The sequence below is a fragment of the Halalkalicoccus paucihalophilus genome (assembly GCF_001593955.1).
GTDB classification, from domain to species: Archaea; Halobacteriota; Halobacteria; order Halobacteriales; family Halalkalicoccaceae; genus Halalkalicoccus; species Halalkalicoccus paucihalophilus.
Window position 1 is genome coordinate 211314 of sequence record NZ_LTAZ01000003.1, and the last position, 25223, is coordinate 236536.

Genomic DNA, 25223 nt, shown 5'->3' on the forward strand with positions numbered 1-25223 from the left:
CAGCGACGCCATGGCCGACGCGATCCCCGTGACGATCCTCTCCGGTGCGCTGGGCGCCGGAAAGACCACCCTGCTGAACCACCTTCTGACGAGCGTCGACGAGCGAATCGCGGTGCTGGTCAACGACATGGGCCAACTCAACGTCGACGCCGAACTGATCGCCGAAGGGGGAACCGCCGAGGGGATCGCCGAGCTCTCGAACGGCTGTATCTGCTGTGAGCTACAGGACGATCTGGAGACGGCCGTGATGCGACTGGCGCGCTCGCGGGAGTTCGATCACTTGGTCGTCGAGTCCTCGGGCATCTCCGAGCCCGCCCCGGTCGCCCGACTGTTCACGGCGCGCTCGAAGGCCGCCGCGGTCTATCGAGTAGACACCCTCGTGACCGTGGTCGACGCCGCCGCCTTTCACGACCTCTTTGCGGGCGAGTCCGAGCCCGAGCGGGCCGAAACCGAGGCCGGCGAGAGTCGCCCGCTTTCCGACTTACTGATCGAACAGGTCGAGTGCTGTGACGTCCTCGTACTGAACAAGTGCGACCTGCTTTCAGCTACTGAACTCGACGAGGTCGAGGCGGTTTTGGAGCGGCTCGCCCCCGAGGCCCGGATCGTCCGCACGGAGTTCGGCGACCTCGATCCGGACGAGATCCTGCATACCGGGCTGTTCGATAGCGAGGACTCGGACGGACGCCTCACGCTTGACCGCGCGAAGGACGAACACACCGGCCACGACGACTACGCGGACCACGACCACCGCCACCCCAACGAGGCCTACGGCGTTACTTCCGTTACCTACCGGCGCCGGCGCCCCTTCGACCCCGCGGCGCTCGCGGATCTGTTGGGATCGCTTCCCGAAGAACTGATCCGTGCGAAGGGGACGTTCTGGGTCGCCGGCAACGGGGCGAAACTGCGGCTGGGCTATGCGGGACGGATCGCGCGGGTCACCGCGGGCGAGCCGTGGATCGCCGCCCGCCCCGAGGTCGAACGCGACCTCTACCGGGAGAACCGGCCCGACCTGGAGTGGCACGAGCAGTGGGGCGACCGCGAGCAGGCGCTCGTGTTCATCGGGCGCGGGCTCGACCACGAGGCGCTGATCGATCGCCTCGACGCCTGTCTAACGGACGACGCGGACGGCGACGGCGGGCCGTTTCCCGCCGACGACGACGCGGTCGAGTTCGGTCGCTAGCAGGCACACCCGCCCGAATCGGGCGAGCGCTCGAAGCGCATCTCCTCGCCGCAACTCGGACAGACCGGCGGCTCCGCGTCGGTATCGAGGTCGAGGATTCGCTCGTCGCACTCGTCACACCAGTAGGCCCCCTTCGAGCGGGATGTCGTCCGCTCCGGCCCGCCCAACAGCTCCTTTACCGTGGCAATCACTCCCATAATCCGTGGTTCGGACTCGACGACTAAAACCGTTCGACCCGAGTGTGTGGTTCGCACACGATCGCGGGATCAGGCCAGCGTGTCCTCGATGGCGTCGAGGGTGCGTTCGAGTTCGGCCTCGCGTTTCCACGCGGCGATCCGATCGGTGAGTCGCCGGGGGAAGAGTCCGAGCGTCACCGACGAGACCATTCGAACTCGGGTCCCCTCGTTTTCGGGCTCGTAGGTGATCGTCGTCTCCATGCGCTCGAACGGGCCCGCCTCGCCCTCCTGCTCGTAGCGATAGCCGTTTTCGAGTTCCTCGAAGAGGAGGCCCATCTCTAGGCCGCTGGCCCCGGCGATCACGCGGGTTCCGTCCTCCAGTTCGACGGTCTCTCGGGGTTCGAAACTCCCCTCGTACTCGACGAGCGCCGCGGGCGAGAGGACCCGATCGACCCCTCTCGTCGTCGCCCGGACGAACCGTGTGGCGCTGGCCTCGCGCATACCGGGAATTCGGGGATCGGTACATTAAGGCACTCGGACCGCGCTCCCTCGAAATATGACCATCGAAGACCGGGACACCGCACACGTCATCACCCACGCGCTGGCGCGCGACACCCTCTCGCGTCTCCGAGACGTCGAGACCGAACAGGTCGGCTTCCGGAAGGGGCTCGTCAAACTCGGACGAATCTGTGGCTACGAGATCATCGACGGCAGCATGGAGACCGAGTACGTCGAGATCCAGACCCCACTGGAGACGACGATGGGCGAACGGGTCAAGGGCCTCGACGATGTCGTGATCGTCAACGTGCTGCGGGCGGCGACGCCATTCGTCGAGGGGCTTTTGAAGGCCTTCCCTCGCGCCAAGCAGGGCGTCATCTCGGCGGGCCGCGACGAGGAGGCCGGCATGGCCGAAGGCGAGTTTCCCATCACCATCGACTACGTCAAACTCCCCGAGATCCGCGAGCAAGACACCGTGATCGTCGCCGACCCGATGCTCGCGACCGGCTCGACGATGTGTGCAGTCCTAGAGCGCGTCCTCGAGAACGCCCCCGAGCCCGAGCACCTGTTCGTCCTCTCTGCGGTGAGTGCACCCGACGGGCTGATCCGCGTCGGCGAGCAGTTCCCCGAGGCCGAACTGCTGACCGTCTCGATCGACGACCGCCTCGACGAGAACGGCTACATCGTCCCCGGACTGGGCGATGCGGGCGACCGGGCGTTCCGCACGACGTAGAAGGGAGAAGGGCTATTCGTCTGCCCCCGTGAGCCTCCCTATGGCCGACGTTTCGTGTGATGGCTGCGGGGAGGAGGTGGCGGATACGCTCTCGCGTACCGTCTCGCTCTCGGTGGATGGATCGGGCGTCGACTCACAGACGCTCTGTCCGGGCTGTTTCGCCGACTGGATCGATCGCTACGAACGCGAGATGCGACCCGAACCCGCCCCGACCGTCGAGGGGATCGACTTCGTCGAGTGAACCCCTTCACTTCGGGTCGAAACCGATAGCAGAGAGCGTGGTTACCCGCCACACGCTTGAGGTGAAACGCACCCCCCGAGAGCTATATACCTCACTCACCCCGTTCCGAGCGCTCCCCGGACCGGCAGGTGTCGATTCCCAATAGGGCGTTCAGCGGACAGTGCTGGAGCGCGGCGGTCAAGAGGAGGACCGCTCCCGCCAGCAGCGCGCCGACCCGTTTGATCCCCCGCGTCCTGAGAGCCGAGCCAAGCAGCGCAATCGCACTGAGTATCCGGAGATGTCTGTCGGCCCCGCCGACGTTCCTGTCCATGGACGGTCTACGGGCCGACGGGAGTTAGCTACTCCGCCGGGTCCCCGTCCGCCGATAGCCCCTCGCCATCCTGATCGAGCGCCCGCGGGGCGTCGTGGTGCTCGGAGTAGCCGTCGAACCAGCGCGCGAGGCGCTCGATCCGGTCGACGACGTGGCCGGGCTCGCCCGACCGGGAGAGTTCGTGGCCCTCGCGGGGATACCTCACCAATCGCGTCTCGACGCCGTTCTTTTTCAAGAAGAGGTAGAACATCTCGCCGTTGTTGACGGGGACGCGGAAGTCGTTATCCGAGTGGATCACGAGCGTCGGGGTCTCGACCTCGCTCGCGTAGGCGACCGGCGACTGATCCCAGAGGAACTCGGGGTCGTCCCACGGTTCGGTCCCGAAGTCCCACTCGACGAGCTTGAACGCGTCCGTCGAACCGTAAAAGGACGAGAGGTCGTAGACGCCCCGCTGGGCGACCGCACCGTCGAACCTGTTCGTGTGGCCGACGAGCCAGCCGGTCATGTAGCCGCCAAAACTCCCTCCGGTCACGAACTGGTTCGTCTCGTCGACGTACTCGCGCTCGCAGACCGCACCGGCCCCGGCGAGCACGTCGCGTGCGGTCACCGCGCCCCAGTCGCGCTCGATCGCGGCCATGAACTCCTCGCCGTAGCCCGTCGAGCCGCGAGGATTGCACCAGAAGACGACGTAGCCCCGCGCCGCCAGTGTCTGGAACTCGTGCCACATCGTGCCCGCGGTGCTCCACATCGCGTGGGGTCCGCCGTGGATCTCGACGACCAGCGGATAGCGCTCGCCCTCCTCCATATCCGGCGGCGCCAGCACCCAGCCCTGGACCTCCTCGCCCTCGCTCTCGAACCACAACTCCTCGGGCTGGGGAACCGCCCGGTCGGTCAGGTACTCGCGGTTCATCCGCGTGAGCCGGTTGGTCTCGGCGCCGGCCGGTGTCGAGACGAACACGTCGCCGGGATGATCCCACTCGCTTTTGGTCATCGCGACGGCGTTTCGGCCGGGATCGAACCCGTCGATATGCCCGTTTCGTACGACCGTTTCGAGGCCGGTGCCGTCCCCGCGGACGCGCCGGAGCACCACGTCTCCCTCGTCGGGCGTGAGAAAGTAGAGGTACTCGCCGTCAGGGCCCCACTTCGGAACCCCCTCGACGGTGCGATCCAGCGACTCGGTGAGGGTACTCTCCTTTTCCAGTCCCCGATCGAACATCCGGATCTCGGTCCGCCGAAGCGTCGATCCACCGTCGGGAGTGTGGTGGTAGGCGACCCGCCCGTCGGCGGTCGCGGCCAGCCCGATCGCCCAGCCGCTCGTTCGGATGAGGACCTCCGACTCGTCGCCGTCGAGGTCGTGGGCGATCACGTCGTGGACGGCGTTGTCGTCGGGGTCGTCGGTGCGTTTCGCGGCGTAGTACAGAGTGGACGGATTGCCCCACTCGGGGGCGACGTAGTCGAAATCGCCGCCCGTCAGCCGAGTGACCTCGCCGCCCATCTCTGCGAGGTAGACGTGGCTTCGCCCGCCGTCGAAGTAGCGCTCGCCCGCGCGGTAGACCAGCCGGTCGATCACGCGCGGATCGGGGGCTTCGGGTTCGTACTCCTCGTCTTCGAGTTCGAGATCCCGCCCCTCCCCACGGTCCTCCTCGGAACTCGCCTGCGTGAAGGCGATCCGTTCGCCGTCGGGGCCCCACGCGATCTGTGAAACGCCGCCGACCACGTCCGTGATCCGTCGCGCCTCGCCGCCGCCCGTGGGCGCGATCCAGAGTTGGGGCCGGTCGTCCTCCCCGCGGGTGCTCACGAACGCGAGCCGATCCCCGGAGGGACTCCACCGGGGTTCGCTGTCGACGCCTTCCGCGAGAGTGAACCGTCGGGGTTCGTCGCCGCCCAGCGGAACGGTGTAGATCGTCGCCTCGGTTTCCTCCGCACCCCTCGGGGTCGTCCGCACGAACGCCACGCGCTCGCCGTCAGGCGAGAGTCGCGGGTCTCCCACCCGAACGAGGTCGTGGTAATCGCTGGCACTGATCGTCTGCATGGTCGCGAAGTCGGAATCCGGGGCGAATAGGGTTTCGATTCGAAACTACTCGATCGCGACCCGCCCGCCCGTCGCGCTCCGAAGCCTCTCACACAGCCCCTCGCGCTCCTCGCTCGGCACCCGAACCTCGAACGTCGCCCGCTCGCCGTAGTCGGCGTCGAATTCGACTCCCACGCTTTCGATGATCCCCCGAACCGTCCCCGAGTCGTCGTACTCGACGGTGATGGTCAGGTGCGTGTGGGGACGTTCCTCGACGACCCCTGTCGCGTCGAGGGCCTCACTTACGGCCCGCGAGTAGGCTCGCACCAGTCCGCCGTACCCCAGATTGGTCCCCCCATAATACCGCGTGACGACGCAGGCGACGTTTTCCACGTCCTCGCCCTGAAGCACGTTGAGAACGGGCTTTCCGGCCGACCCGGAGGGTTCGCCGTCGTCGCTGGAGTACTCCCGGAAGGGATCGCTTCGCACGCGGTAGGCCGGCACGTTGTGGGTCGCGTCGGCGTACTCCGCCTCGATCTCGGCGACGAACGCCTCAGCGTGCGCGACCGTTTCCGCCCGTGTAACGTGCCCGATGAACTCCGAACCGCGCACCTCGAAGGCGGCGCTCGCTCGATCCGAAACGGTGCGGTAGGTGTCGGTCACGTTCGGACGGGTTGGAGCCCGCCGGCCATAGCCCCTCGGTTCCAGGACCGGTGTATACCCGTCCGAGCCCAGCCGCTCACATGACATGACGGGTCCCCATGTCCCATCGCCGGTTCCTTCCGGCCCGGGAGCGGCGTTTATACGCCTCGACCGGCTACGGACGGCGATGGCAGCCCCCGATACCGGCCCACCGCGGCTCCTCCTCGTCGGCGACGACGACTGGCTCTCGACGGCCCGCGAGGCGCTCGACACCCCTCGAACGTCGGTCGCCTCGGACGGAGAGGAGGCGCTCGGCCGCCTCGAGAACGCCCCGATCGACTGCGTACTCAGCGCGCTCTCGCTCCCCGACGGCGGCACGCTTGATCTGCTCCGAGCGGTCCGCGAGGACCATCCAGGGCTTCCGGTCGTCGTCTACGCCCGGTCGGGCGACGAGGAGCGCGCGAGCGCGGCGATCGGGGCGGGCGCAATCGACTATCTCCCTGTGGACTCGACTCCTCCCTCGGAACTCCGCGACCGGGTAGCCCGGGTAATCGAGGGCGCACACGCTCGCAAGGAGCGCAACCGGCGCGCCCGACAGTTCGAGGCGCTGTTCGCGGACTCCCTCTCGGCGACGTGGGTCCTCGATCCGGAAGGCCACGTCAGGCGGGCGAACGACGCCGCTCGGTCGTTCGCGCCCGACGCGGACCCGGACGCGATCGGCGAGCCGCTCTGGGAGCGCCCGTGGATCGCGGACGCGGACCGCGACCGGCTCCGTGATGCGGTCGAACGCGCCGGCGACGAGCCCTCGACGCTGACCCTCGACTGTGTGGGAGACGAGCGCGCGCCGACCACCGTCGAACTCGCCGTCAGACCGGTCGAGGGAACCGACTCGCTGCTGGTGACGGCCGTCGACGTCACCGAGCGCGCCGAACTCGCGGACGAACTCGGGCGTTCGGAGGAACTCCACCGGGTGACGCTCAACAACATGACCGATACGGTGCTGGTCACCGACGACGGGGGCTCGTTTACGTATATCTGCCCGAACGTCCACTTCATCTTCGGCTACACCGTCGAGGAGATCCGCGAGATGGGCACCATCGAGGAACTGCTCGGCTCCGAGCTGTTCGACCCCGCCGAACTCCGCCGGAAGGGCGTGTTAACCAACATCGAGTGTACGGCGACCGACCGCGCCGGACGGGAACACACGCTGCTGGTCAACGTCAAACGCGTCTCGATCCAGGGCGGCACCACCCTCTACAGCTGTCGGGACGTCACCACCCGTAAGCAACGCGAGCGTGCGCTCTCGACGCTTCACGGTACGGCCCGCGACCTGCTGTACGCCGAGAACCGCGGGGAGATCGCGGGGATCGTCACGACGGACGCGACCGACGTGCTCGACGTTCCCGGGATCGGCTGTTACCTCTTTGATGCCGAGGAGAACTCCCTCGAACCGGCGGCGACCACCGACGCCCTCGCGGAGGGCCGCGCGCTCCCCTCGAACCATCCCGGCGACGACCACCCCGTCGGCCGGGCGTTCATCGAGGGGGGCGTCGTCACGAACGGTGACCTCCTCGCGGTCCCGTTGGGCGATCACGGCGTGCTGGCGGCCGAGTCCGACGGGGGGTTCGATGCGCTCGCCGAGGAACTGGCCGACCTGCTGGCGGCGACCGCCGAGGCGGCGCTGGATCGCCTCGAACGCGAGGCCGAACTCTGCGAGCGCGACCGGGAGCTCCGCGAGCGAAACCGCGAGCTCTCGCGGCTCAACCGGATCAACGACGTGATCCGGGGGATCGACGGGGCGCTGGTCGGGGCCGAGACCCGCGAGGAGATCGAACGCGCGGTCTGTGACCGCCTCACGACCGACGACCGCTACCGCTTCGCCTGGACCGGCGAACCCGACGGCGAGGGCGTCGTTCCCCGCGAGTGGGCCGGCGAGGACCGCGAGTATCTCGCAGGCCGTTCGTTCGAGGACGACGAGCCCGCGGCCCGTGCGGCCGAGACGGGCGAGCCCGTCGTCGTCGGGAACGTCGCGGAGGGCTTTCGCAAGGCTCCGTGGCGGGCGGCGGCGCTCGAATACGGCTATCAATCGGTCCTCAGCGTCCCGCTGGCCCACGAGGGCCTCTCCTACGGCGTGCTGTCGGTCTACGCCGACCGGCCCAACGCCTTTGACGAGATGGCCCGGACGGTGTTCCTCGAACTCGCCGACACCATCGCCGCGGCGCTCACGGCGGTCAAACAGCGCGACGCGCTCCTGAGCGACACGGTCAGCGAACTCGAATACGAGATCCGATCGGACTCCTGTCCGCCGCTTTCGCTCGCGCTCGCGGCCGACTGCGAGGTCGCCCTCGACGGCGGCGTCCGACGGGTCGAGGGCGGCGTGCTGGCGTTCGTCTCCGTCGAGGGAACGCCGCTCGACCGGGTCCACGAGGCCGCGAGCGACGTTCCCGCCATCGAGGAGGCGACCCCCATCGCCGAACGCGAGGACGGTGGTGTCTTCCGGCTTCGCCTCGCCTCGCCGTTCGTCGGGACCCGACTCGCCGACCACGGCGCGACCCTCCGAAGCCTGCGGGCGAGCGCCGACGACGCGAGCGCCCGACTGGTCGTCGATGTCCCGAACCCGACGGACGTCCGGGCGGTCGACGGGGCGCTCACTGGGCTGTACGCCGACGCGACGCTGCTGTCCCAGCGCGAGCGAACCCGGGAGAACACGGCCGAGCACACCCGTTCGGCGGTCGTCGACCGGCTCACCGACCGCCAGCGCGAGGCCGTCCGGACGGCCTACCACAGCGGCTTCTTCGAGTCGCCCCGCGCGTGTACCGGCGAGGCCGTCGCGGACGCGCTCGGGATCAGCCCCTCGGCGTTCTACCAGCTCAACCGGGCCGCCCAGCGCGCGCTCTTCGGGGCGGTGTTCGACGGGAACTTCACAATTGAAGCGTGAGTCATTATCACAAACTTCTCTATTGAACCCATTCGTACTTCGCCGTCCGGCAAGTATTGCGCGCCGATGACAGCGAACGGCACCTCACCGACCCCGACGTGGGACGTAGCTTCCGACGCCGAGACCGAATCGACCTACGAGTGTCTCGATTGTGGTACCCGCGTTACCGGGACCTCGCATCCCGGCTCGTGTCCGAACTGTGACGCCCCGTTCCGAAACTGCGCGACCTCGATCGAGTGAGCATGAGTGTTCCCGTTACCGAGGAGCGAGAGGAGCCCGAGACGGCGCTCGCGACGGCGCGGCGCCAACTCGACCGGGCGGCAGCCCACGTCGAGATCGATCCCGCAGTCGTCGAGCGGTTGAAACACCCCGCGCGCGTCCAGCGCGTCTCGCTGCCGGTCGAGCGCGACGACGGGAGCCTCGAGGTCTTTACGGGCTATCGCGCCCAGCACGACAGCGTCCGGGGCCCGTTCAAGGGCGGGATGCGCTATCACCCCGGCGTCACCGAAGAGGAGTGCATCAGCCTCTCGATGTGGATGACGTGGAAGACCGCGGTGATGGACCTGCCCTTCGGCGGCGCGAAGGGCGGCGTCGTGGTCGATCCCAAGGAGCTGAGCGAGGCCGAAACCGAACGGCTGACACGACGGTTCGCCCAGGAACTGCGCGACACGGTCGGCCCGATGCACGACATCCCGGCGCCCGACATGGGCACGGATGCCGAGACGATGGGTTGGTTCATGGACGCCTACAGCGTGTTGCAGGGCGAGACCACGCCCGGCGTCGTGACGGGCAAGCCGCCGGTGATCGGCGGGAGCCACGGCCGCGAGGAGGCCCCCGGACGGAGCGTAGCGATCGTCGCCCGTGAGGCCTGCGAGTACCACGGCCTGCCGCTTGAGGAGGCGACGGTCGCGGTCCAGGGCTACGGCAGCGTCGGCGCGAACGCCGCGCGCCTGCTCGACTCATGGGGTGCGACGGTCGTCGCCGTCAGCGACGTCAACGGCGCGGCCTACGACCCCGCTGGGCTCGACACGACCGCGATTCCGACCCACGAGGAGGAGCCAGAAGCGGTCACGCGGATCGCAGAGCGGACCATTGAGAACGAGGAGCTGCTGGAACTCGACGTCGACGTGCTGGTCCCGGCGGCCGTCGGCAACGTCATCACGGCGTCGAACGCCGACGCGATCGCCGCGAATCTGGTCGTCGAGGGGGCGAACGGCCCCACCACCGCTACCGCCGACTCCATTCTGCGCGAGCGCGGAATCCCCGTTATCCCGGACATCCTCGCGAACGCCGGGGGCGTCACCGTGAGCTACTTCGAGTGGCTCCAGGACATCAACCGGCGATCGTGGAGCCACGACCGCGTCAACGAAGAGTTGGAGACGGAGATGCTCCGCGCGTGGAACGCGGTCGCGGATCGCGTCGACGAGCGGGGGCTGGCGTGGCGCGACGCCGCCTACGCGCTCGCGCTCGAACGCCTCGGGGCCGCCCACGAGGCCCGCGGGCTGTGGCCCTGACTACTGGAGTTCGAGCTTCCGGACGAACGGGAGCTCCCGAAGCTCGTTGAGCACGTCGCCCGGAACCGGCTCGTCGGTGACGATGTAGAGCCGTGGCTCGTCGGTGAACTCCGGGTCCTCGCTCACCGTTTGACGGATCGAGATGCCGTTGTCGGCGAGCAAGCCAGTAACAGTGGCGACGATCCCCTCCTGGCCCGCGTCCCGGACCGCGATCGTCAGCGTCGAGAGGTCGATGACGGGCGCCAGATCCATCAGGCTGGGGATCTGGGAGATGTTCTGGAAGACGAGCCTGAGCTCCTCGTCCGCGAGGATCGCACTCGTGGTCGAATCGACCACTCGCCGGTCGACGTCGATCTCGCGGGCGACCTGCGTATTGGGGATCTCGATGGTCCCCGAAACGACCCGTCCGTCGTCGTTGACCGAGAAGCCGCGTTCGAGGAGGAGCCGTATCACTGCTTGCTGACTCGGCGATCCCTCGAACTTGGCCATGATCTCGTCGAACATCACAGCTGCCCCTTCGTGCTCGGGGTCCCACCGCGGCGCTCGTCGATCCGTGTCGCGTCGTCGAGCGCGCGGGCGAGGCACTTGAACAGCGCCTCTGTCTCGTGATGGGCGTTCTCGCCCTCGACCTCGAGATGGAGCGTGAGTCCGGCATTCATTGCCAGTGACTCCGCGAAGTGCCGCGCCATGTCGCTCGTGAACTCCCCAACCGACTCCTGGGAGAACTCCCCGTCGAAATAGAATCGAGGTCGGCCGCTGACATCGACTACCACCGAGGCGACGGCCTCGTCCAGCGGTACTCGGCGATCCGCGTAGCGGACCATCCCCGCCTTGTCGCCGACGGCTTCCTTAAAAGCGTTCCCGAGGACGATCGCCACGTCCTCGACGGTGTGGTGGTCGTCGATCTCCAAGTCGCCGTCACAGCGTACGGTGAGGTCGAACAGGCCGTGGGTCCCAAAGGCCGTGAGCATGTGGTCGAAAAACCCGATTCCCGTCTCGATCTCCGCGTCGCCGCTGCCGTCCAGATCCAGTACGCACTCGATCTCGGTCTCGGCGGTCTCTCTACTGATTTCCGCCGTCCGGTCGGTCATAACCGACCGAACACGCCGGGGGCACATGGCGGTTGCGCTTAGCCGGTGAGTTCGGCCTCACAGAGCGCTTGGTAGGTCACGCGGATCGTCGGCGGGCTCACGTCCGCGACGTCGGCGGCCTGCTTCTGTGTGACCTCCGCCTCGCGCTCCCTCGCGGCCGTGTAGAGACAGGCCGCCGCGACGCCGGCGGGGTTGTGCCCGCCGATCAGTTCGTCTTCGACGGCCGATTCGAGCAGTTCGGTTCCACGATTTCGCACCTCTTTCGGGAGGTCGAGGCGACTCCCGAACCGGGGGATGTAGTCCCCGGGATCGAGCGGTCCGACGGGGAGGCCGAGTTCGCGGTTGATCGCGTCGTAGGCGGCGTCGAGCTCCGACCGAGAGGCACGCGATACCTCGAGTATCTCGGCGCGGATCCGCGAGACGTCGTGAACCCGGCAGGCGGCGTACACCGCCGCGGCGGTAAACCCTTCGAGCGAGCGCCCCGTGACGATCCCCTCGTTTTGGGCGGAGCGAAACAGGTCACACGCCTGATCCCGGATCGAATCGGGAAGCGCCAATGCCGAGGTCAGGCGACGGATCTGCATGAACACGTCGCGCTGGTTCGCCTCGGCTTTGGTCTCACACTGTGACCACCTGCTGTGCTTTCGCATCCGAGCGTACAGCCTGCGCTTGCGCCCGGTCGCTCGGTTGAGCCCGCCGTAGCCGATCTCCGTCGAGAGCCCGTAGTCGTGGCGCGAGCGCGACAGCGGCGCACCCGTCCGGCGACGATCGTTCTCCTCGTCCTCGAACGAGCGCCACTCCGGGCCGGGGTCGATCGGGTCCTCCGCCACGATCAGTCCACACTCGGTACAGACCGTCTCCGTGTCGTGAACCGAGAGCGATCCGTTACATTCCGGGCAATCCGATGGTTGATTCGCTGCCATTATAATGTAATATATACGACTAATATTTAAAACTAGGTATTGTATTAAGGATTCAAGTAACAGTGGCTGTGATTCGTTTTCTCACCACACGACTGGAGCCTCTCACTACCTCTGAGATCACCGGATTACATCTGGCCGTTCGCGGAGATCCTCTCCGCGATATCGTCCAACTCCTCGTCGTCGAGATCGGGCGGCGAACCCGCTACCGAGTGAATCGGGCCGCCCCCGTCACCCTCGAATCGGGGGATGATGTGACCGTGGACGTGTGGGACCTCCTGGCCGGCGGCCTCGCCGTTGTTGAACGCGACGTTTGAGGCCGAGGCGTCGACGGCCTCCTCGACGACGGGGATCAGCTTCTGAAGCGTATCGTACAGATCGCTCGCGAGGTCGTCGGGGAGGTCGTTCAGGCGCTCGTACTCCTCTTTGGGGATCACGAGCGTGTGGCCCAGTGCGAGCGGGTTGGCGTCGAGAAACGCCATCGTCGTCTCGTCCTCGTAGACGACCCGTGCCGGGATCTCGCCCTCGACGATCTGGCTGAAGATGCTTGCCATATGGGGACGTGTGGTGGCATCCGGCAAGAAGGTTGGCGATGGCCGTAGTGCGATCCGGATCGACGAGATCTACGCTGGCCCAACGGTTCCCTCGCCTCTCGTGACCAGATATAGTGCAAAGGAGGTGAGCCAGTGTGAGCCGGAATACTCATCGGTAAAGGCAACTGTAAGGCCGGTCTCGGCATGTCTGCCGGCGAACTCCTCGAATACGGCTCCGAGGTGCTGATTGTCGATTGCTTCCGCGACTCCCGCGAGACACCACGCCCGCGACAGGTCGAGCCCGGCGAGGTGAAGTTCCATTCCGTCCTCGGCTTCGGGGTCGACCGCGGCCGGCTCCGGAAGTTCCTCATACGGCGATTCGACCACGTCGGGCAGGAAATCCCCGAGCCACCCCGCGAACGCCTTCTTGTCGAGGACGCGCCGCATCAGGTCGGCCTCGGTCAGTGCCGGCGACAGGAAATCCCAGCCCAGCGGCTCGTACTCGATCGGGTAGTCCCGGTCGTCCGCATAGAACCGTCTCGCGGTTTCGGTGGCTGCCGACGCGAGCGACCCGTCCCCGACGACCCGCGCGTAATCGAGGACGCAGGTCAGCCCGAACGCGGAGTTACCGTGAGTCCCGACCCGAATCGGCCGCTCTCGGGACAGGAACCCGGTCTCGACGAGGTCTACGATCTTCATCTCCAGCGGGCGGAGAACCGCTCGCCACTCGTCGGCACGCCGGTCCTCCCACGCGTGGAGTTCCGCCGCGAGCCGCAGAAACCACCCCCAACCATACGGGTTCTCGAAGGAAGGGTTCTCCTCGAAATGCGCGACCTCGTGCCCGACGTTTTTCGGGGTGAGCCGCGATTCGACACTTTCGACGATCTCCCCTGTTCGTGGGTGGTCGTCGAACAGCCGCAGCTGGCGACACAACGACCAGTGCCCGTGGACCGCCGAGTGCCAGTCGAAACAGCCGTAAAACACCGGATGTCGATCGGCTGGACTGGGTATGTCGCTCGACGATTCGACCGAGCGGACGTAGTGGGGGAATTCCCGCTCGATACCCGACAGGGGATGCTCTGCGAACCGATCTATGAGTTCGGGTTCGATCCAATCGAACCGACCGGAGAGAACGGCCTCGGTATCGATCTCCTCAAGCGAAGCCATGTCACCCCGATCGGGTAGGTCACTCGTGATACTTCCGACTCAGACGGATCTTCCGACGAGTTCGTCGAGCTCTTCTTCGAGTCTCGTCCGGTACTCCTCGGGCTCGTAACCGAGGCGCGCGATCCAGATGTTCTGATAGGAGGGATGGAGGACAGGCAGGAGCGGGGTGGAAAGGGCCTCGCAGTCGATGGGTTCGAGGACGTGGTCGGTGAACCCCTCCAAACTCCGACCGTCGAGCGCGAGCAGCGTCTCGGTGGCGTGCTTTCCGGTGGGAACGATCACGCTTGGTTGGACCTGTTCGACCTCGGTGACGAGGTGGGTCCGGCAGGTCGCGAGTTCCTCGTCGGTCGGTTCCCGATTAGAACCCTCGCCGTCCGGCGGGAAGCACTTCACGGCGTTCGTGTAGTAGGCGTCGTGATAGCCCACGGACTCCATCAGGTCGCGGATGACGCGCCCGGAGTGGCGGGCGGTGTAGGCCATCCCGGTCCAGTTGCCACCCTTCCACTGCTCGGCCTCGGGCGTCCCCGCGCCGGGAGCCTCGCCGACGACGATCACCGAGGAATCGAGCGGCCCGGTCCCCCACGAGATGCACTCGCGGGTCTCCGCGAGGTGGGGACACCGGGTGCAGTTCGGTTCGAGGACGTTGCGTGAATCGGGGTACTGCGGCACGGTAGATCCGATGAACCCGCCGACCAAAGCCGTGTCGAGTTGAAACGAGGTGCGGTGGCCAGCGCGAGGGCGGTCGCCATATCGGCGACCGCACGAGCGGGGCGGGGAAGGGCTGGTGTTCCCGGAAGCGGCGCGTGATCGCGCGCCGCGACTCAGCGGAACCTGGCGGTCCTCAGAAATCTCCGATTTCTGGGATCCAGAAAGGCCGCGAAGCGGCCTTTCTTAGGGACATGAAAAGGGCGAGCAGCAGACGCCAGTCTGCTGCGAGGGCTTTCGACCGAACGCTCTTTACCGCGCCGCCGGATTCCTACTGGTATGAGCAGGTCCGATATCGACGAGGAGGACCGACCCTCGGAGGGTGCGCGGTTCGGGGAGGTCCCCGACCAGTACGACCCCGAGGCGGTCGAGAAGCGGGTGTTCGAGTACTGGGAGGAGGTCGACGCCTACGAGAAAACGAAAGAAGCGTTCGCCGACGAGGAGCCCTTCTTCTTCGTCGACGGGCCGCCGTACACCTCCGGGGCGGCCCATATGGGAACGACGTGGAACAAGAGCCTGAAGGACGCCTACATCCGTCACATCCGGATGCGGGGCCACGACGTGACCGACCGCCCGGGCTACGACATGCACGGGCTGCCCATCGAGACGAAGGTCGAAGAGCGCCTTGGCTTCGAGAACAAGAAGGACATCGAGGAGTTCGGCATGGAGAACTTCATTTCCGAGTGCAAGTCCTTCGCGGACGAGCAGTTGGAGGGCCTCCAGAGCGATTTCAAGTCTTTCGGTGTCTGGATGGACTGGGAGAACCCCTACAAGACGGTCTCGCCCGAATACATGGAGGCGGCATGGTGGGGCTTCTCGCAGATCGCCGAACGCGGGCTGGTCGATCAGGGAAAGCGATCCATTTCACAGTGTCCCCGCTGTGAGACCGCCATCGCGAACAACGAGGTCGAGTACGAGGACCGCGAGGACCCGACGGTCTACGTCTCGTTCCCGCTCAGAGAGCGCGAGGGCAGCCTCGTCATCTACACCACCACGCCGTGGACCATCCCGGCGAACGAGTTCGTCGCGGTCGGCGAGGAGCTGACCTACCAGAAAATCCGCGCGACCCGCGACGGCGAGGAGGACGTCCTCTACATCGCCGCCGAGTGTGTCGAGAACGTGCTCTCGAAGGGACGCTACGAGGACTACGAAATCGAGGAGGAGATTTCGGGTGCGGAGATGCTCGGCTGGGAGTACGACCTCCCGCTCGCCGAGGAGGTGCCCGCAAACCCCGACAGAGATGGCACTCACACCGTCTATCACGCCGACTACGTCGAGGCCGAGGACACCGGATTAGTGCACTCCGCGCCCGGCCACGGTGAGGTCGACTTCGAACGCGGACAGGAGTTGGGACTCCCGATCTTCTGTCCCATCGGCGGCGACGGCGTTTATACCTCCGAGGGCGGCAAGTACGAGGGCCAGTTCGTCAAAGAGGCCGACGAGGAGATCACGGCCGACATAGAGGAGAAGGGCCTGCTCGTCGCCTCGGGGACCATTACCCACTCGTACGGCCACTGCTGGCGGTGTGACACGCCGATCCTCCAGATGGCGACCGACCAGTGGTTCATCACGATTACCGACGTCAAAGAGGAACTGCTCGACAACATCGAGGACAGCGAGTGGCACCCACAGTGGGCGCGGGACAACAGGTTCAGGGACTTCGTCGAGAACGCCCCCGACTGGAACGTCTCGCGACAGCGCTACTGGGGGATCCCGATCCCGATCTGGGTCCCCGAGGGCTGGTGCGGGGAGATGGACGACGTGATCGTGATCGGCTCCCGTGAGGAGCTCGCCAAGCGCGTGGACGAAGACGTCGATCCCGAGGAGGTCGACCTCCACCGCCCGACCGTCGACGACCTGACGATCACCGAGGACGGAACGACCTACGAGCGCGTCCCGGACGTCTTCGACGTCTGGCTCGACTCATCCGTGGCCTCGTGGGGCACGCTCGATTATCCGGGCGACGAGGAACGCTTCGAGGAGCTGTGGCCCGCCGACCTCATCATGGAGGCCCACGACCAGACCCGCGGGTGGTTCTGGTCACAGTTGGGTATGGGCACCGCCGCGCTCGGGGAGATCCCCTACGACGAGGTGTTGATGCACGGCTTCGCCAACGACAGCGAGGGCAAGAAGATGTCCAAATCGGTGGGCAACGTCGTCCAGCCCCACGAGGCGATCCAGCGCCACGGCTCGGACGCGATGCGACTGTTCTTGCTCTCGGTCAACCCGCAGGGCGAGGACATGCGCTTCTCGTGGGACGAGATGGCGACGATGGAGCGCAACCTCAACATCCTCTGGAACGTCTTCCGGTTTCCCCTCCCCTATATGCGCATGGACGGGTTCGACCCCGAGGGGACCGATCTGGAGGCGGTCGATTCCGACCTCGAACTCGTCGACGAGTGGATACTTGCCCGCCTCCAGACCGTCACCCGCGAGATGACCGCCGCGTGGGACGACTTCCGCCAGGATCAGGCGCTCTCGGCGCTGATGGAATTCGTCGTCGAGGACGTTTCGAGGTTCTATATCCAGGTGGTGCGAGAGCGCATGTGGGACGAGGAGGACAGCCCCTCGAAGAACGCCGCGTACGCCACGCTGTATCACGTCCTGAAGCAGGTCTGTGCGCTGCTGGCGCCCTATGCCCCCTTCATCACCGAGGAGATCTACGGCGCGCTCACGGGCGACCGGGGCCACGACACCGTCCATATGCTCGAATGGCCCGAGCAAGAGGAGTACTGGACCGACGAACAGCTCGAGACAGACATCGAGCTGGTCCGCGCGGTCGAGGAGGCGGGCTCGAACGCCCGCCAGCAGGCCGAACGCAAACTGCGCTGGCCCGTTTCCCGTGTCGTCGTCGCGGCGGGAGAGGACCGCCTCGCCGAAGCCGTCGGCCGCCAGGGGGCGCTCCTCGAAGACCGGCTCAACGCCCGCGAGATCCATGTCGTCGCCACCGACGAACGCTTCGAGGAACTCGCCTACAGCGCACGGGCCGACATGAGCGTCCTCGGGCCGCAGTTCGGCGATCGGGCCGGCGAGGTCATGAGCGCGCTCAACGAGGCCCGCATCGAGGAGCCCTCGCTCGACGCGCTTTCGGCGGCCGTCTCGACGGCGCTCGGCGAGGACGTCGAGCTGACCGAGGAGATGGTCGAATTCGTCGAGGAGACTCCCGAGGAACTCTCGGGTTCACGGATCACCATCGAGGGCAATGGGTTAGGAGTCGTCTACGTCGACACCGAACTCACCGAGGACATCGAAAGCGAGGGCTACGCCCGCGAGGTTATCAGGAGAGTTCAAGAGATGCGAAAGGAACTGGACCTGCCCATCGACGCCCCGATCCGCCTCGACCTCGACATCGCGGACGACCAGGTCGCGGGGCTCGTGAGCGAGCACGAGGACCTGATCGCCGAGGAGGTCCGCGCGGCGGAACTCGAAACGGTCGAGGACGGCCATCGCAAGGAATGGGAGGTCGAGGGGATCGAGATGGAGATCGCGATCGAATCGTTAGAGTGAGCGGATCACCTCGGCGAGCGGCCGGGCGACGCTGACCTCGCTTTCGGCGCGCTCGATCGTGTCGGTGCCGTACACCCGCTCGACGCCCGCACGGGCGAGTTTCGTTCTGGCGTTGGCCGCGAGCATTGGGTGGACGCAGGTCACGAACACTCGTTTCGGGTTTTCGAGCGCGGCGATCGCCCCGCTCATCGTCGACCCCGTCGCGATGATGTCGTCGGCGATCACCACGTCCCGACCATCCACTTCGACGTCGCTGGGCGTGATTTCGACCTCGCTGCCCGAGCGCCGGATCTTCTCGAAGTAGTCGACCTCGCCCTCGCCGTGGGAATCCTGTACCGTTTCCGCGAGTTCGATCGCCCCCGCGTCGGGCGAGAGAAACACCGGGTCCGTGAGTTCGGGGAGCGGGTCGGCGAGCACGCTCGCGCCCTCGACCGCCTCCGCGGGCACCGAGAAGTGTTCGAGGGCGCTCTCCTCGTGGGGTGAGACCGTCAGCACGCGATCGGTGCCGGTGCTCACCGCGCGGGCGACTGCGCGTACGGAGACGGGCTGGCCCGGCTCGAAGGCGCTGTCCTGGCGGGCGTAGCCCATGTAGGGCAGCACGGTCGTGATCTCCGAGACGCCCGATTCTCGCAGGGCGTCCTGTAGCTGGAGCAGTTCGAGGTGGGCGTCGCTGGTGGTCGTCGAGGCGACGATCACCGCGGAATCGGTCTCGACCTCGGGTGTGGCGGCGAGCAGTTCGCCGTCGGGAAAGCGCTCGAACTCGACGGGTGCCAGCGGTCGGTCGAGTTCGCTCGCCAGTGCGGCCGCGAGCGACTGTGATGACGAACCGGGTACGATCATACCCGTGGATCCACCGGGCGCGCTAAACCCGTTTTCGGTCTCAACGGAGCACTACCGAACGAGCATCGCCCGCACGCCCGGGACGCCGAGCGCCTGCGAGCGCCACCCCTCGCCCGCATCGACGTACAGCATTCCGTCGGAGCTCGCCCCGTAGACCGCCTCGCCGACCGCCACCGCCGCCAGCGGTTCGGGCGTCTCGCGCTCGCGCCACTCGCCGCCGTAAACGGAGAGGGTATCGCCGGCGAGTGTGGCTCCAGAAGAGAGTTCACCCGGCGAACCGGTCCCCGAAACCCGGTCGAACGCCCCGTCGAGGTCGCGCATCCAGCCGTTGCCCAGACGGTAGAGCCCCGAGTCGGTCGCCGCGAGCGGGATCCCGGGGGTCGAGACATCGTGTACACCCTCCAACCCGACGTGTGTGAGGTCGTCGCCGACGCGGTAGACGCCCTCACCGGTCGCGAGCAGGTCCCCGTCGGCCGCCCGCACGTCCTCGTGGGTCCCGATCTCGGTCCACTCGCCGCCTTCGAGACGGGCGACCCGTCCCACCGGGGAGACGGCGATGGGTTCGACACTTCCGCCGACGGCGACGGCGGGGCCGAACCCCGTCGGTTCGCCCTCCAGCAGGACGTCCTCGTCGGTGGCGACCGCCAACTCGCCGACCCACGCGAGGTCGCGGGCGACACACCGGTGTTCGATGCCGAAGTTCCCGATCGAATCGCCCGAGACGGAGACGCCGAGGACGCCGAGATCGGTCGCGAGATAGACGCGCGTCTCGGCGCTCTTGTCGGCGTAGACGCGCTTTTCCTCGATGCTGCTCATACGGGAGGTTCGCGCTCGGGCGTCAAATGGCTGTTCCGGAATCCATTTGCCCCGTCGCTCCCCAGAGTCGGGTGATGGACGTGTTCGGATCGAGCGGGACGCGCGGGGTTGCGAACGAGGAGATCACGCCGGCGTTCGTCCTGCAGGTCGTCGCGGCCGCCGGAACGGTCTGGGGGACCGACCGGATCGCCGTCGCCCGCGACACCCGATCGACCGGACGCATGCTCGAAAACGCCGCCGTGAGCGGCCTCCAGAGCGTCGGCTGTGACGTCGATCGGCTGGGCGTGATTCCCACGCCGGGCGCACAGGCCTACGCCGCCCGCGAGGGCGTCCCGGCGGTGATGATCACCGCCTCACACAACCCACCGGAGTACAACGGTGTCAAACTCATCGGAGCCGATGGCATCGAACTCTCCGTCTCGGAACTTGAGGTCGTCGAGGAGACCTTCCTCTCGGAGGCCGACGGCGCGCGCTCGTGGGCCCGAACCGGCGACGAGTTCGCCGTCGAGGACGCCACCCAGCGATACGTCGAGGGCGTCCGCGAGGCGGTCGATACGGAGAAAATCGCCGACGCCGATTTGACCGTGGCCATCGACCCCGGCCACGGCGCGGCCTCGCTGACCAGCCCACGGCTCTTCCGGGAACTGGGCTGTCGGGTCGTCACCGTCAACGCTCAACCCGACGGCCGGTTCCCGGGGCGAAACCCCGAACCCGTCGAGAAGAACCTCGCGGATCTGGGGCGGCTCGTCCGCGCGAGCGACGCCGACGTCGGCATCGCCCACGACGGCGACGGCGACCGGGCGATCTTCTACGACGAACTGGGGACCTACATCGAGGGCGATGCGGCGCTGGCGGCGCTCGCGGACGCCGAACTCGGTCCCGAGGACGCTACCGTCGCCGCGGTCAACGTCTCCCAACGGCTGGTCGACGTCTGTGACCGAACGGGGGCGGACCTCGAACTCACGCCGATCGGCAGCACCTACATCACCAGCCGGATCCAGCAGCTCCGGGCCGAGGGGATCCCCGTGCCGGTCGCGGGCGAGGGTAACGGCGGGATCTACTTCCCCGAGTACAGCCTCGCGCGCGATGGGGCGTACATCGCCGCGCGCTTTCTCGAACTAGTAGTAGAGAGGCCCGCCAGCGAGGTGGTCGAACCGTTCGGCGGCTATCACAACGTCCGGCTGAAACTGGCCTACACGAACGACGCCGAACGGGAGGCGATGCTTACGGCCGTCGAGGACGCCGCGGCGGACTCCCGCGCCGAGAAGAACACGACCGACGGCGTGCGTCTCGACTACGGCGACGGCTGGGTGCTCGCCCGCCCCAGCGGGACCGAACCCGTCATCCGGGTGTACGCAGAGGCCCGCGGGGAGGGGCGAGCCGAGGAACTGGCCGCGCGGCTCTACGACGCCGCCGAGGCCGCCCGCCGGTCGGTATAGCTCGGCCGAACCCGTTCGGGACAGGTAGTATAACGCCTCAGTGTCAACACGCATCCGTATGTCAGAGCAGACGCTCTACGAACGACTCGGTGGCGAGGAGTCGATCGAGGCAGTCGTCGATCGATTCTACGGATACGTCATGGACGACGATCTGGTCAACGGCTACTTCGAGGACACCGATATGCAGAAACAGATCGCCCACCAGACCCAGTTCATCAGCTCCGTCACCGGCGGGCCCGTCGAGTACTCCGGCGAGGACATGTACGCGGCCCACGAGGGCATGGGGATCTCCGAAGAGGAGTTCAACGCCATCGCGAAACACCTCAACACGGCCCTGAAGGAGTTCGACGTGCCCGAAAGCGACCGCGAGGACGTCCTCGACGAGATCGCGAGCTACGAGGACGATATCGTCGGCGCGTAACGCGAGAGTACCTCTTCCAGTCGCCGTTTCTCCTCGCTCGCCGCCTCCCGTTCGGCGGCGATCGCCCCGCTCACGAGTCGCGTTCGTTCCCTCTCGTCGAGTCGCTCGCGGGCCTCGGCCGCCCGGCGGAGGCGCTCGTAATCCGGGTCCCGCGTCACCGTCTCGACCTCCCGGAGGCGGGCAACGGTCTCCTCGGGGGCGAACCGCCCGACGACCGCCCGGAGTTCGCGGAGGCGAAATCGGAGCTCGGCGGCGGGCCGGGGCGGCCACTCCAGTCGAAAGGGCTCGGCGTCGATCCGTTCGAGGGCCGTCCGCTGGGTCGCGACCGCCCGCTTGAGGGCGTCGGCGTCGGCGACGTAGTGGTCCAGTTTCGAGCGCGAGTAGCCGGCGTACTCGAGTAGCGTCGGGATCGGTTCGGTCCCAGCCTCCGCGCGCTCGATGTAGGCCCGCAGGTCCGCCGGCACTTGTGGAGTGTCGACCAGCGGGAACAACTCGGTCCGATCGAGGAAGACGGCGACCTCGCGGGCGCTCGTCCGGTCGAGGTACGCCGAAAAGGCCGCCTCGACCGCGTCGTTGTACCCCTCGATGGGGACCCGCAGGTCGGCGACCGGGGCGTCGAGGTCGATATCGGAGAGCGCGAGCAGTCGGTCGTACTCGTCGATCCGCTCTTCGAGGGTTTCGATCCGCGTCTCGGCCGCTCGGCGCGCCTCGCGTAGGTCCTCGCGGGCGGCCGCGCGCTCCTCGAGCCGGTCGAGGTCGTCGTCGACGGGTGCGAGCAACTCGCGTGCGCGCTCGAAGTCGCCCTCGTTGAGCCGCCGTTTGTCGAAGGCGTCCTCGGCCGCCTCGAAGGCCTCGCGGTGGGCGAGGTCCTCGGGGAGTTCGGAGACGACCGAGTCGAGCCCGCCCTGAAACTCGATGAAGGCCGTGAAATCGCCCGTTCCCGTCGCCCGGTCCTCGTAGCGATCGAAGAGTTCGTTCAGGCGTTCGCGGGCGTCGGCGAGCCGCCGTAGCTCCGACTCGCCGAGTTCCTCGACGGCCTCGGTTGCGGCCTCGTAGCGGGCGTGGGCGTCGGCGAGCCGCCGTTCGGGGTCGTTCTCACTCATAGGCGTCGTCGGGGTCGAACACCTCCTCACCGACGTGTTCGCCCTCGATGGTCCGGTAGAAACACGTGCGGTGGCCGGTGTGACAGGCCCCGCCCTCCTGGTCAACGAGATACAGCAGGGTGTCCCCGTCACAGTCGACCCGGATCTCCCGTACCGCCTGCGTGTGGCCGCTGGTCGCACCCTTCTCCCAGAGCTGCTGGCGGCTGCGCGAGTAGTAATGTGCCCGGTCGGTTTCGCGGGTCCGCTCGATCGCCTCCCGGTTCGCGTACGCGAGCATCAGCACGTCGCCGGTGTCCGCGTCCTGGGCGATCACGGGCAGCAGTCCACGGTCGTCGAACTCCAGATCGGGTGCGTCGCTCATGGATCGAACGAGCCACCGGCGTCGAATAGGTCTTCCGTGTCGATCGATTGACGGTCGAAGCAGGAGCGTGGATCGGCGGTGTGACCACGAGCGCAGGGGTGCGTAGTATGGGCCATCCGGGTGCGACTGTCAGGGGCACCGCCGATCCGGGCACGCCGGCCGGCCCATACTCCCCGTTTGGGACGAACCGAACCTATAGCTACCCCCCACCACATGTGGCGCGGCGTCGGACACCTACGACGAGAGCGCCGTCGCGTCCACCTCGCGGGCGGCTTCCTTATGGGTCTCGTAGGCCAAAAGCGCCTGCTCCCTGACGTCGGGGTCGCCCCACTCGAAACAGGCGACGAACTGTCCCCCCTCGTAGGCTCCGAGGAAGACCCGCTCGCCGATGATCGAGAGCCCGAACGAGAAGGAATCGGGATGGGCGTACAACGAGAGCCCGTCGATCGAGACGGCGTCATCGAACTCGGTGTCGTACTCGGTTTTCGAGGCCGAGAGCGCGGCCGTGTCCAACACGAGTTCGCCCTCGGCGCCCCGCTCCAGCAGCGTTCGGTGGGCCTCGTTGAACAGCGGGCTGACGACCGGAACGATCCCGACGAACCGCGACGGCTCGAGTTCCCGCACCCGCTCGGTGTAGTACCGGAGCGGGGCGTGGGGGTCCGTTTCCGTCGCCGTGACGACCGTCGCGCTCTCCAGGACGGCGGGCGACAGCGTCATACCGGCCTCGTCGAGCGGTTCGAGGCTCTCGCCGTACGTCTCGACGAGCCCGACGGTTGCGATCAGTTCGTCGTACGCCGCGAGGACGAGTCGACCCCCGACCGTGCAGGTGTACCCCCCGTCGACCCGGCGAATCCAGCCCAGGTCGGTCAGTTCCTTGAGGTTGCGCTGGGTCGCCGAGCGGGACAACCCCAGTTGATCGACGAGTTCTGCGGGCTGCAGCGGGCCGTCTTCGAGTTCACTCAGCAGGGAGACGCGGTTCGGCGAGGTCGCGAGAAAACGAACGCGCTCGTCCGGCGATGGCATCGTCCGAGTGCTTCGGGCCGACCGTTATAGTGTTTCCGTCACGCTATACCACACCGACTGTCCGAAGGGCGCTCGTCAGCAGGTCACCGTAGACGAGCGCGACGAGCAGACCGACGAGGATGGGGACGAGAAACGGGATCCCCGGCGAGACCCAGACCGTCTCCCGCGTGGCGAGCACGTCGAGGCCGTCGCGCAGTCCCTCGGGCGTGGTCCCGTAGGCCGAGCTGACGTCGGCGAGAAAGGCCGCCGCGCCCCAGTCGTCCTCGATGACCCCTCCATCGGCCACTGCGCCGTCACCGGCGGGCGACGGTTCGGCGGGCAGCGACCCCGGATCCCGGAAGCGTTCGGGGTCCTCGCGGAGGTCCGCGAGCGTCGTCCCCCGCCACCGCAGGTACATCCGTAGGGCGTCCAGATCGAGCCCCGATCGGGTGAATCCCTTCCCGTTTTCGAGCAGCCGTCCGTGGGTTCGCTCGGCGTCCGACCAGTGGACCGGCCAGCCCACGACCATCAGCGGGGTAACGCGTCCGGCGAGTGCGTTCCTGATCGCGAGGACGAGCGGGTAACACGCCCCGACGAGCACGGTGTTCGAAAGGATCGTGAGCGCGAACGCCCTCGTGGGGGTTTCGACGACCGGAAGCAGGGAGGGGCCGACCGCGTAGGCCGGGAAGGTCGGGAACAAGAGGGCAAGAACGATCAGCGCCTTCGCGTCCGCGCCGCCGAACGCGCCGAACCGCCAGAAGCCATAGGAGACAGGGATCACGAGCAGTAGGCTGATCCCCGCGCCGACGAGGAAGTACGACCACGTCAGCCCGCCCGCGAGAAACGAGTCGACCCCGTCCCACACCAAGAGGACGGTCGCGAGCGCGAAGAGGGGTCTCCACGTCCGGTTCGGGACTCGTCGGTTTTTCACGTCACGGTAGGCCGCCCAGACGAGGACGGGGACGACGACGAGGCGCAGGAGGTCGGGAACCGAAGCGAACACGACCCTACGGGTGCGGTCGCTCGGTGAATATTTTGTGGTTTAACCAGTGGAAAGAAGAACGCGTAGCCGTCG

At 67.1% G+C, this 25223-nt stretch carries 26 protein-coding genes; 9 read left to right on the plus strand and 17 right to left on the minus strand.

Annotated elements, in window-relative coordinates:
- The first annotated feature begins 10 nt into the window (after window positions 1–10).
- Entirely contained in the window at window positions 11–1180 is a 1170-nt protein-coding gene (locus HAPAU_RS04660) for a CobW family GTP-binding protein (protein WP_066380184.1), read from the plus strand.
- Here the strand turns inward: HAPAU_RS04660 and HAPAU_RS04665 are convergent.
- Together HAPAU_RS04665 and HAPAU_RS04670 are read right to left on the minus strand one after the other, a co-directional pair.
- Window positions 1177–1377, minus strand: coding sequence for a hypothetical protein (locus HAPAU_RS04665; RefSeq protein WP_066380186.1), 201 nt, complete (start codon window positions 1375–1377; stop codon window positions 1177–1179). The two genes, HAPAU_RS04660 and HAPAU_RS04665, sit on opposite strands and share 4 nt — an antisense overlap.
- Window positions 1378–1446: 69 nt before the next feature.
- Window positions 1447–1857, minus strand: coding sequence for a polyketide cyclase (locus HAPAU_RS04670; protein WP_066380190.1), 411 nt, complete (start codon window positions 1855–1857; stop codon window positions 1447–1449).
- Between the two features lie 55 nt (window positions 1858–1912).
- On the opposite strand from HAPAU_RS04670, the gene upp reads away from it, so the two are divergent.
- Window positions 1913–2587 carry a uracil phosphoribosyltransferase gene (gene upp, locus HAPAU_RS04675; RefSeq protein WP_066380191.1) on the plus strand — a complete coding sequence of 225 codons (675 nt, stop codon included), beginning with the start codon at window positions 1913–1915 and terminating at the stop codon, window positions 2585–2587.
- A 40-nt stretch (window positions 2588–2627) separates the two neighbouring features.
- A complete protein-coding gene (locus HAPAU_RS04680; protein ID WP_066380193.1) occupies window positions 2628–2828 on the plus strand; it encodes a DUF7569 family protein in 201 nt (66 codons plus the stop codon).
- Window positions 2829–2919: 91 nt separating this feature from the next.
- Here the strand turns inward: HAPAU_RS04680 and HAPAU_RS04685 are convergent, their stop codons facing one another.
- The 3 genes from HAPAU_RS04685 to HAPAU_RS04695 are packed head-to-tail and all read right to left on the minus strand — an operon-like array spanning window position 2920 to window position 5812.
- On the minus strand, window positions 2920–3138 hold the full coding sequence (locus tag HAPAU_RS04685; RefSeq protein ID WP_066380194.1) for a YgaP family membrane protein: 219 nt from the start codon (window positions 3136–3138) through the stop codon (window positions 2920–2922).
- A gap of 28 nt (window positions 3139–3166) precedes the next feature.
- Window positions 3167–5170, minus strand: a complete 2004-nt coding sequence (locus HAPAU_RS04690; protein ID WP_066380195.1) for a S9 family peptidase — start codon at window positions 5168–5170, stop codon at window positions 3167–3169.
- A gap of 45 nt (window positions 5171–5215) precedes the next feature.
- The gene (locus tag HAPAU_RS04695; protein ID WP_066380197.1) at window positions 5216–5812 is read right to left on the minus strand and encodes an IMPACT family protein; all 597 of its coding nucleotides are present in this window, start codon (window positions 5810–5812) and stop codon (window positions 5216–5218) included.
- Window positions 5813–5978: 166 nt separating this feature from the next.
- On the opposite strand from HAPAU_RS04695, the gene HAPAU_RS04700 reads away from it, so the two are divergent.
- The 3 genes from HAPAU_RS04700 to gdhB all read left to right on the plus strand — a co-directional run bounded on the left by HAPAU_RS04700 (window position 5979) and on the right by gdhB (window position 10243).
- Window positions 5979–8729, plus strand: coding sequence for a bacterio-opsin activator domain-containing protein (locus tag HAPAU_RS04700; RefSeq protein WP_066380199.1), 2751 nt, complete (start codon window positions 5979–5981; stop codon window positions 8727–8729).
- 66 nt (window positions 8730–8795) lie between these two features.
- The gene (locus tag HAPAU_RS20840; protein ID WP_157078419.1) at window positions 8796–8969 is read left to right on the plus strand and encodes a rubrerythrin-like domain-containing protein; all 174 of its coding nucleotides are present in this window, start codon (window positions 8796–8798) and stop codon (window positions 8967–8969) included.
- 2 nt (window positions 8970–8971) lie between these two features.
- Complete coding sequence (gene gdhB, locus HAPAU_RS04705; protein WP_066380201.1) at window positions 8972–10243, plus strand: glutamate dehydrogenase GdhB; 1272 nt, start codon at window positions 8972–8974, stop codon at window positions 10241–10243.
- Here gdhB and HAPAU_RS04710 read toward each other — a convergent pair whose 3' ends face one another.
- From HAPAU_RS04710 to HAPAU_RS04735, 6 genes are all read right to left on the minus strand, one after another.
- Window positions 10244–10747 carry an amino acid-binding protein gene (locus HAPAU_RS04710; RefSeq protein ID WP_066380203.1) on the minus strand — a complete coding sequence of 168 codons (504 nt, stop codon included), beginning with the start codon at window positions 10745–10747 and terminating at the stop codon, window positions 10244–10246.
- Entirely contained in the window at window positions 10747–11334 is a 588-nt protein-coding gene (gene hisB, locus HAPAU_RS04715; protein ID WP_066380206.1) for an imidazoleglycerol-phosphate dehydratase HisB, read from the minus strand. The genes HAPAU_RS04710 and hisB overlap by 1 nt, the downstream gene beginning before the upstream one ends.
- 38 nt (window positions 11335–11372) lie before the next feature.
- Window positions 11373–12257, minus strand: coding sequence for a transcription initiation factor IIB (locus HAPAU_RS04720; RefSeq protein WP_066380209.1), 885 nt, complete (start codon window positions 12255–12257; stop codon window positions 11373–11375).
- A gap of 125 nt (window positions 12258–12382) precedes the next feature.
- Window positions 12383–12808, minus strand: coding sequence for an HIT family protein (locus HAPAU_RS04725; RefSeq protein WP_066380210.1), 426 nt, complete (start codon window positions 12806–12808; stop codon window positions 12383–12385).
- Between the two features lie 69 nt (window positions 12809–12877).
- A complete protein-coding gene (locus HAPAU_RS04730) occupies window positions 12878–13954 on the minus strand; it encodes a DUF2891 domain-containing protein (RefSeq protein WP_066380213.1) in 1077 nt (358 codons plus the stop codon).
- Between the two features lie 39 nt (window positions 13955–13993).
- A complete protein-coding gene (locus tag HAPAU_RS04735; protein ID WP_066380214.1) occupies window positions 13994–14650 on the minus strand; it encodes a uracil-DNA glycosylase in 657 nt (218 codons plus the stop codon).
- Window positions 14651–14938: 288 nt separating this feature from the next.
- Between HAPAU_RS04735 and ileS the strand changes: the two genes are divergently transcribed.
- Window positions 14939–18166 carry an isoleucine--tRNA ligase gene (gene ileS / locus HAPAU_RS04740; protein ID WP_066380216.1) on the plus strand — a complete coding sequence of 1076 codons (3228 nt, stop codon included), beginning with the start codon at window positions 14939–14941 and terminating at the stop codon, window positions 18164–18166.
- On the opposite strand, the gene prs is transcribed toward ileS, so the two are convergent.
- Together prs and HAPAU_RS04750 are read right to left on the minus strand one after the other, a co-directional pair.
- Window positions 18158–19006 (minus strand): ribose-phosphate diphosphokinase, encoded by an 849-nt coding sequence (gene prs, locus HAPAU_RS04745; RefSeq protein ID WP_066380217.1) that lies wholly within the window; start codon window positions 19004–19006, stop codon window positions 18158–18160. The genes ileS and prs overlap by 9 nt on opposite strands.
- A gap of 51 nt (window positions 19007–19057) precedes the next feature.
- Window positions 19058–19822, minus strand: coding sequence for an HVO_0234 family beta-propeller protein (locus HAPAU_RS04750; protein WP_066380219.1), 765 nt, complete (start codon window positions 19820–19822; stop codon window positions 19058–19060).
- Window positions 19823–19896: 74 nt separating this feature from the next.
- Between HAPAU_RS04750 and glmM the strand changes: the two genes are divergently transcribed.
- A complete protein-coding gene (glmM, locus tag HAPAU_RS04755) occupies window positions 19897–21261 on the plus strand; it encodes a phosphoglucosamine mutase (RefSeq protein ID WP_066380220.1) in 1365 nt (454 codons plus the stop codon).
- Between the two features lie 58 nt (window positions 21262–21319).
- Window positions 21320–21682 (plus strand): group I truncated hemoglobin, encoded by a 363-nt coding sequence (locus HAPAU_RS04760; RefSeq protein ID WP_066380223.1) that lies wholly within the window; start codon window positions 21320–21322, stop codon window positions 21680–21682.
- Here HAPAU_RS04760 and HAPAU_RS04765 read toward each other — a convergent pair.
- The 4 genes from HAPAU_RS04765 to HAPAU_RS04780 all read right to left on the minus strand — a co-directional run bounded on the left by HAPAU_RS04765 (window position 21655) and on the right by HAPAU_RS04780 (window position 25151).
- Window positions 21655–22785: a DUF7118 family protein gene (locus HAPAU_RS04765; protein ID WP_066380227.1), complete on the minus strand. Its 1131-nt coding sequence runs from the start codon at window positions 22783–22785 to the stop codon at window positions 21655–21657. The two genes, HAPAU_RS04760 and HAPAU_RS04765, sit on opposite strands and share 28 nt — an antisense overlap.
- Window positions 22778–23146 carry a phosphoribosyl-AMP cyclohydrolase gene (gene hisI, locus HAPAU_RS04770; protein ID WP_066380229.1) on the minus strand — a complete coding sequence of 123 codons (369 nt, stop codon included), beginning with the start codon at window positions 23144–23146 and terminating at the stop codon, window positions 22778–22780. The genes HAPAU_RS04765 and hisI overlap by 8 nt, the downstream gene beginning before the upstream one ends.
- A gap of 234 nt (window positions 23147–23380) precedes the next feature.
- Window positions 23381–24169: a helix-turn-helix transcriptional regulator gene (locus tag HAPAU_RS04775; RefSeq protein ID WP_066380231.1), complete on the minus strand. Its 789-nt coding sequence runs from the start codon at window positions 24167–24169 to the stop codon at window positions 23381–23383.
- Window positions 24170–24212: 43 nt separating this feature from the next.
- On the minus strand, window positions 24213–25151 hold the full coding sequence (locus HAPAU_RS04780; protein WP_211263532.1) for an A24 family peptidase: 939 nt from the start codon (window positions 25149–25151) through the stop codon (window positions 24213–24215).
- Window positions 25152–25223: the final 72 nt, after the last annotated feature.

What these genes read in the sequence shown, in the direction of transcription:
- HAPAU_RS04660 (WP_066380184.1), top strand. Translation starts at nt 11, where the DNA reads ATGGCCGACGCGATCCCCGTGACGATCCTCTCCGGTGCGCTGGGCGCC.
- HAPAU_RS04665 (WP_066380186.1), bottom strand. Translation starts at nt 1,377, where the DNA reads ATGGGAGTGATTGCCACGGTAAAGGAGCTGTTGGGCGGGCCGGAGCGG.
- HAPAU_RS04670 (WP_066380190.1), bottom strand. Translation starts at nt 1,857, where the DNA reads ATGCGCGAGGCCAGCGCCACACGGTTCGTCCGGGCGACGACGAGAGGG.
- upp (WP_066380191.1), top strand. Translation starts at nt 1,913, where the DNA reads ATGACCATCGAAGACCGGGACACCGCACACGTCATCACCCACGCGCTG.
- HAPAU_RS04680 (WP_066380193.1), top strand. Translation starts at nt 2,628, where the DNA reads ATGGCCGACGTTTCGTGTGATGGCTGCGGGGAGGAGGTGGCGGATACG.
- HAPAU_RS04685 (WP_066380194.1), bottom strand. Translation starts at nt 3,138, where the DNA reads ATGGACAGGAACGTCGGCGGGGCCGACAGACATCTCCGGATACTCAGT.
- HAPAU_RS04690 (WP_066380195.1), bottom strand. Translation starts at nt 5,170, where the DNA reads ATGCAGACGATCAGTGCCAGCGATTACCACGACCTCGTTCGGGTGGGA.
- HAPAU_RS04700 (WP_066380199.1), top strand. Translation starts at nt 5,979, where the DNA reads ATGGCAGCCCCCGATACCGGCCCACCGCGGCTCCTCCTCGTCGGCGAC.
- HAPAU_RS20840 (WP_157078419.1), top strand. Translation starts at nt 8,796, where the DNA reads ATGACAGCGAACGGCACCTCACCGACCCCGACGTGGGACGTAGCTTCC.
- gdhB (WP_066380201.1), top strand. Translation starts at nt 8,972, where the DNA reads ATGAGTGTTCCCGTTACCGAGGAGCGAGAGGAGCCCGAGACGGCGCTC.
- HAPAU_RS04710 (WP_066380203.1), bottom strand. Translation starts at nt 10,747, where the DNA reads ATGTTCGACGAGATCATGGCCAAGTTCGAGGGATCGCCGAGTCAGCAA.
- hisB (WP_066380206.1), bottom strand. Translation starts at nt 11,334, where the DNA reads ATGACCGACCGGACGGCGGAAATCAGTAGAGAGACCGCCGAGACCGAG.
- HAPAU_RS04720 (WP_066380209.1), bottom strand. Translation starts at nt 12,257, where the DNA reads ATGGCAGCGAATCAACCATCGGATTGCCCGGAATGTAACGGATCGCTC.
- HAPAU_RS04725 (WP_066380210.1), bottom strand. Translation starts at nt 12,808, where the DNA reads ATGGCAAGCATCTTCAGCCAGATCGTCGAGGGCGAGATCCCGGCACGG.
- HAPAU_RS04730 (WP_066380213.1), bottom strand. Translation starts at nt 13,954, where the DNA reads ATGGCTTCGCTTGAGGAGATCGATACCGAGGCCGTTCTCTCCGGTCGG.
- ileS (WP_066380216.1), top strand. Translation starts at nt 14,939, where the DNA reads ATGAGCAGGTCCGATATCGACGAGGAGGACCGACCCTCGGAGGGTGCG.
- prs (WP_066380217.1), bottom strand. Translation starts at nt 19,006, where the DNA reads ATGATCGTACCCGGTTCGTCATCACAGTCGCTCGCGGCCGCACTGGCG.
- HAPAU_RS04750 (WP_066380219.1), bottom strand. Translation starts at nt 19,822, where the DNA reads ATGAGCAGCATCGAGGAAAAGCGCGTCTACGCCGACAAGAGCGCCGAG.
- glmM (WP_066380220.1), top strand. Translation starts at nt 19,897, where the DNA reads ATGGACGTGTTCGGATCGAGCGGGACGCGCGGGGTTGCGAACGAGGAG.
- HAPAU_RS04760 (WP_066380223.1), top strand. Translation starts at nt 21,320, where the DNA reads ATGTCAGAGCAGACGCTCTACGAACGACTCGGTGGCGAGGAGTCGATC.
- HAPAU_RS04765 (WP_066380227.1), bottom strand. Translation starts at nt 22,785, where the DNA reads ATGAGTGAGAACGACCCCGAACGGCGGCTCGCCGACGCCCACGCCCGC.
- hisI (WP_066380229.1), bottom strand. Translation starts at nt 23,146, where the DNA reads ATGAGCGACGCACCCGATCTGGAGTTCGACGACCGTGGACTGCTGCCC.
- HAPAU_RS04775 (WP_066380231.1), bottom strand. Translation starts at nt 24,169, where the DNA reads ATGCCATCGCCGGACGAGCGCGTTCGTTTTCTCGCGACCTCGCCGAAC.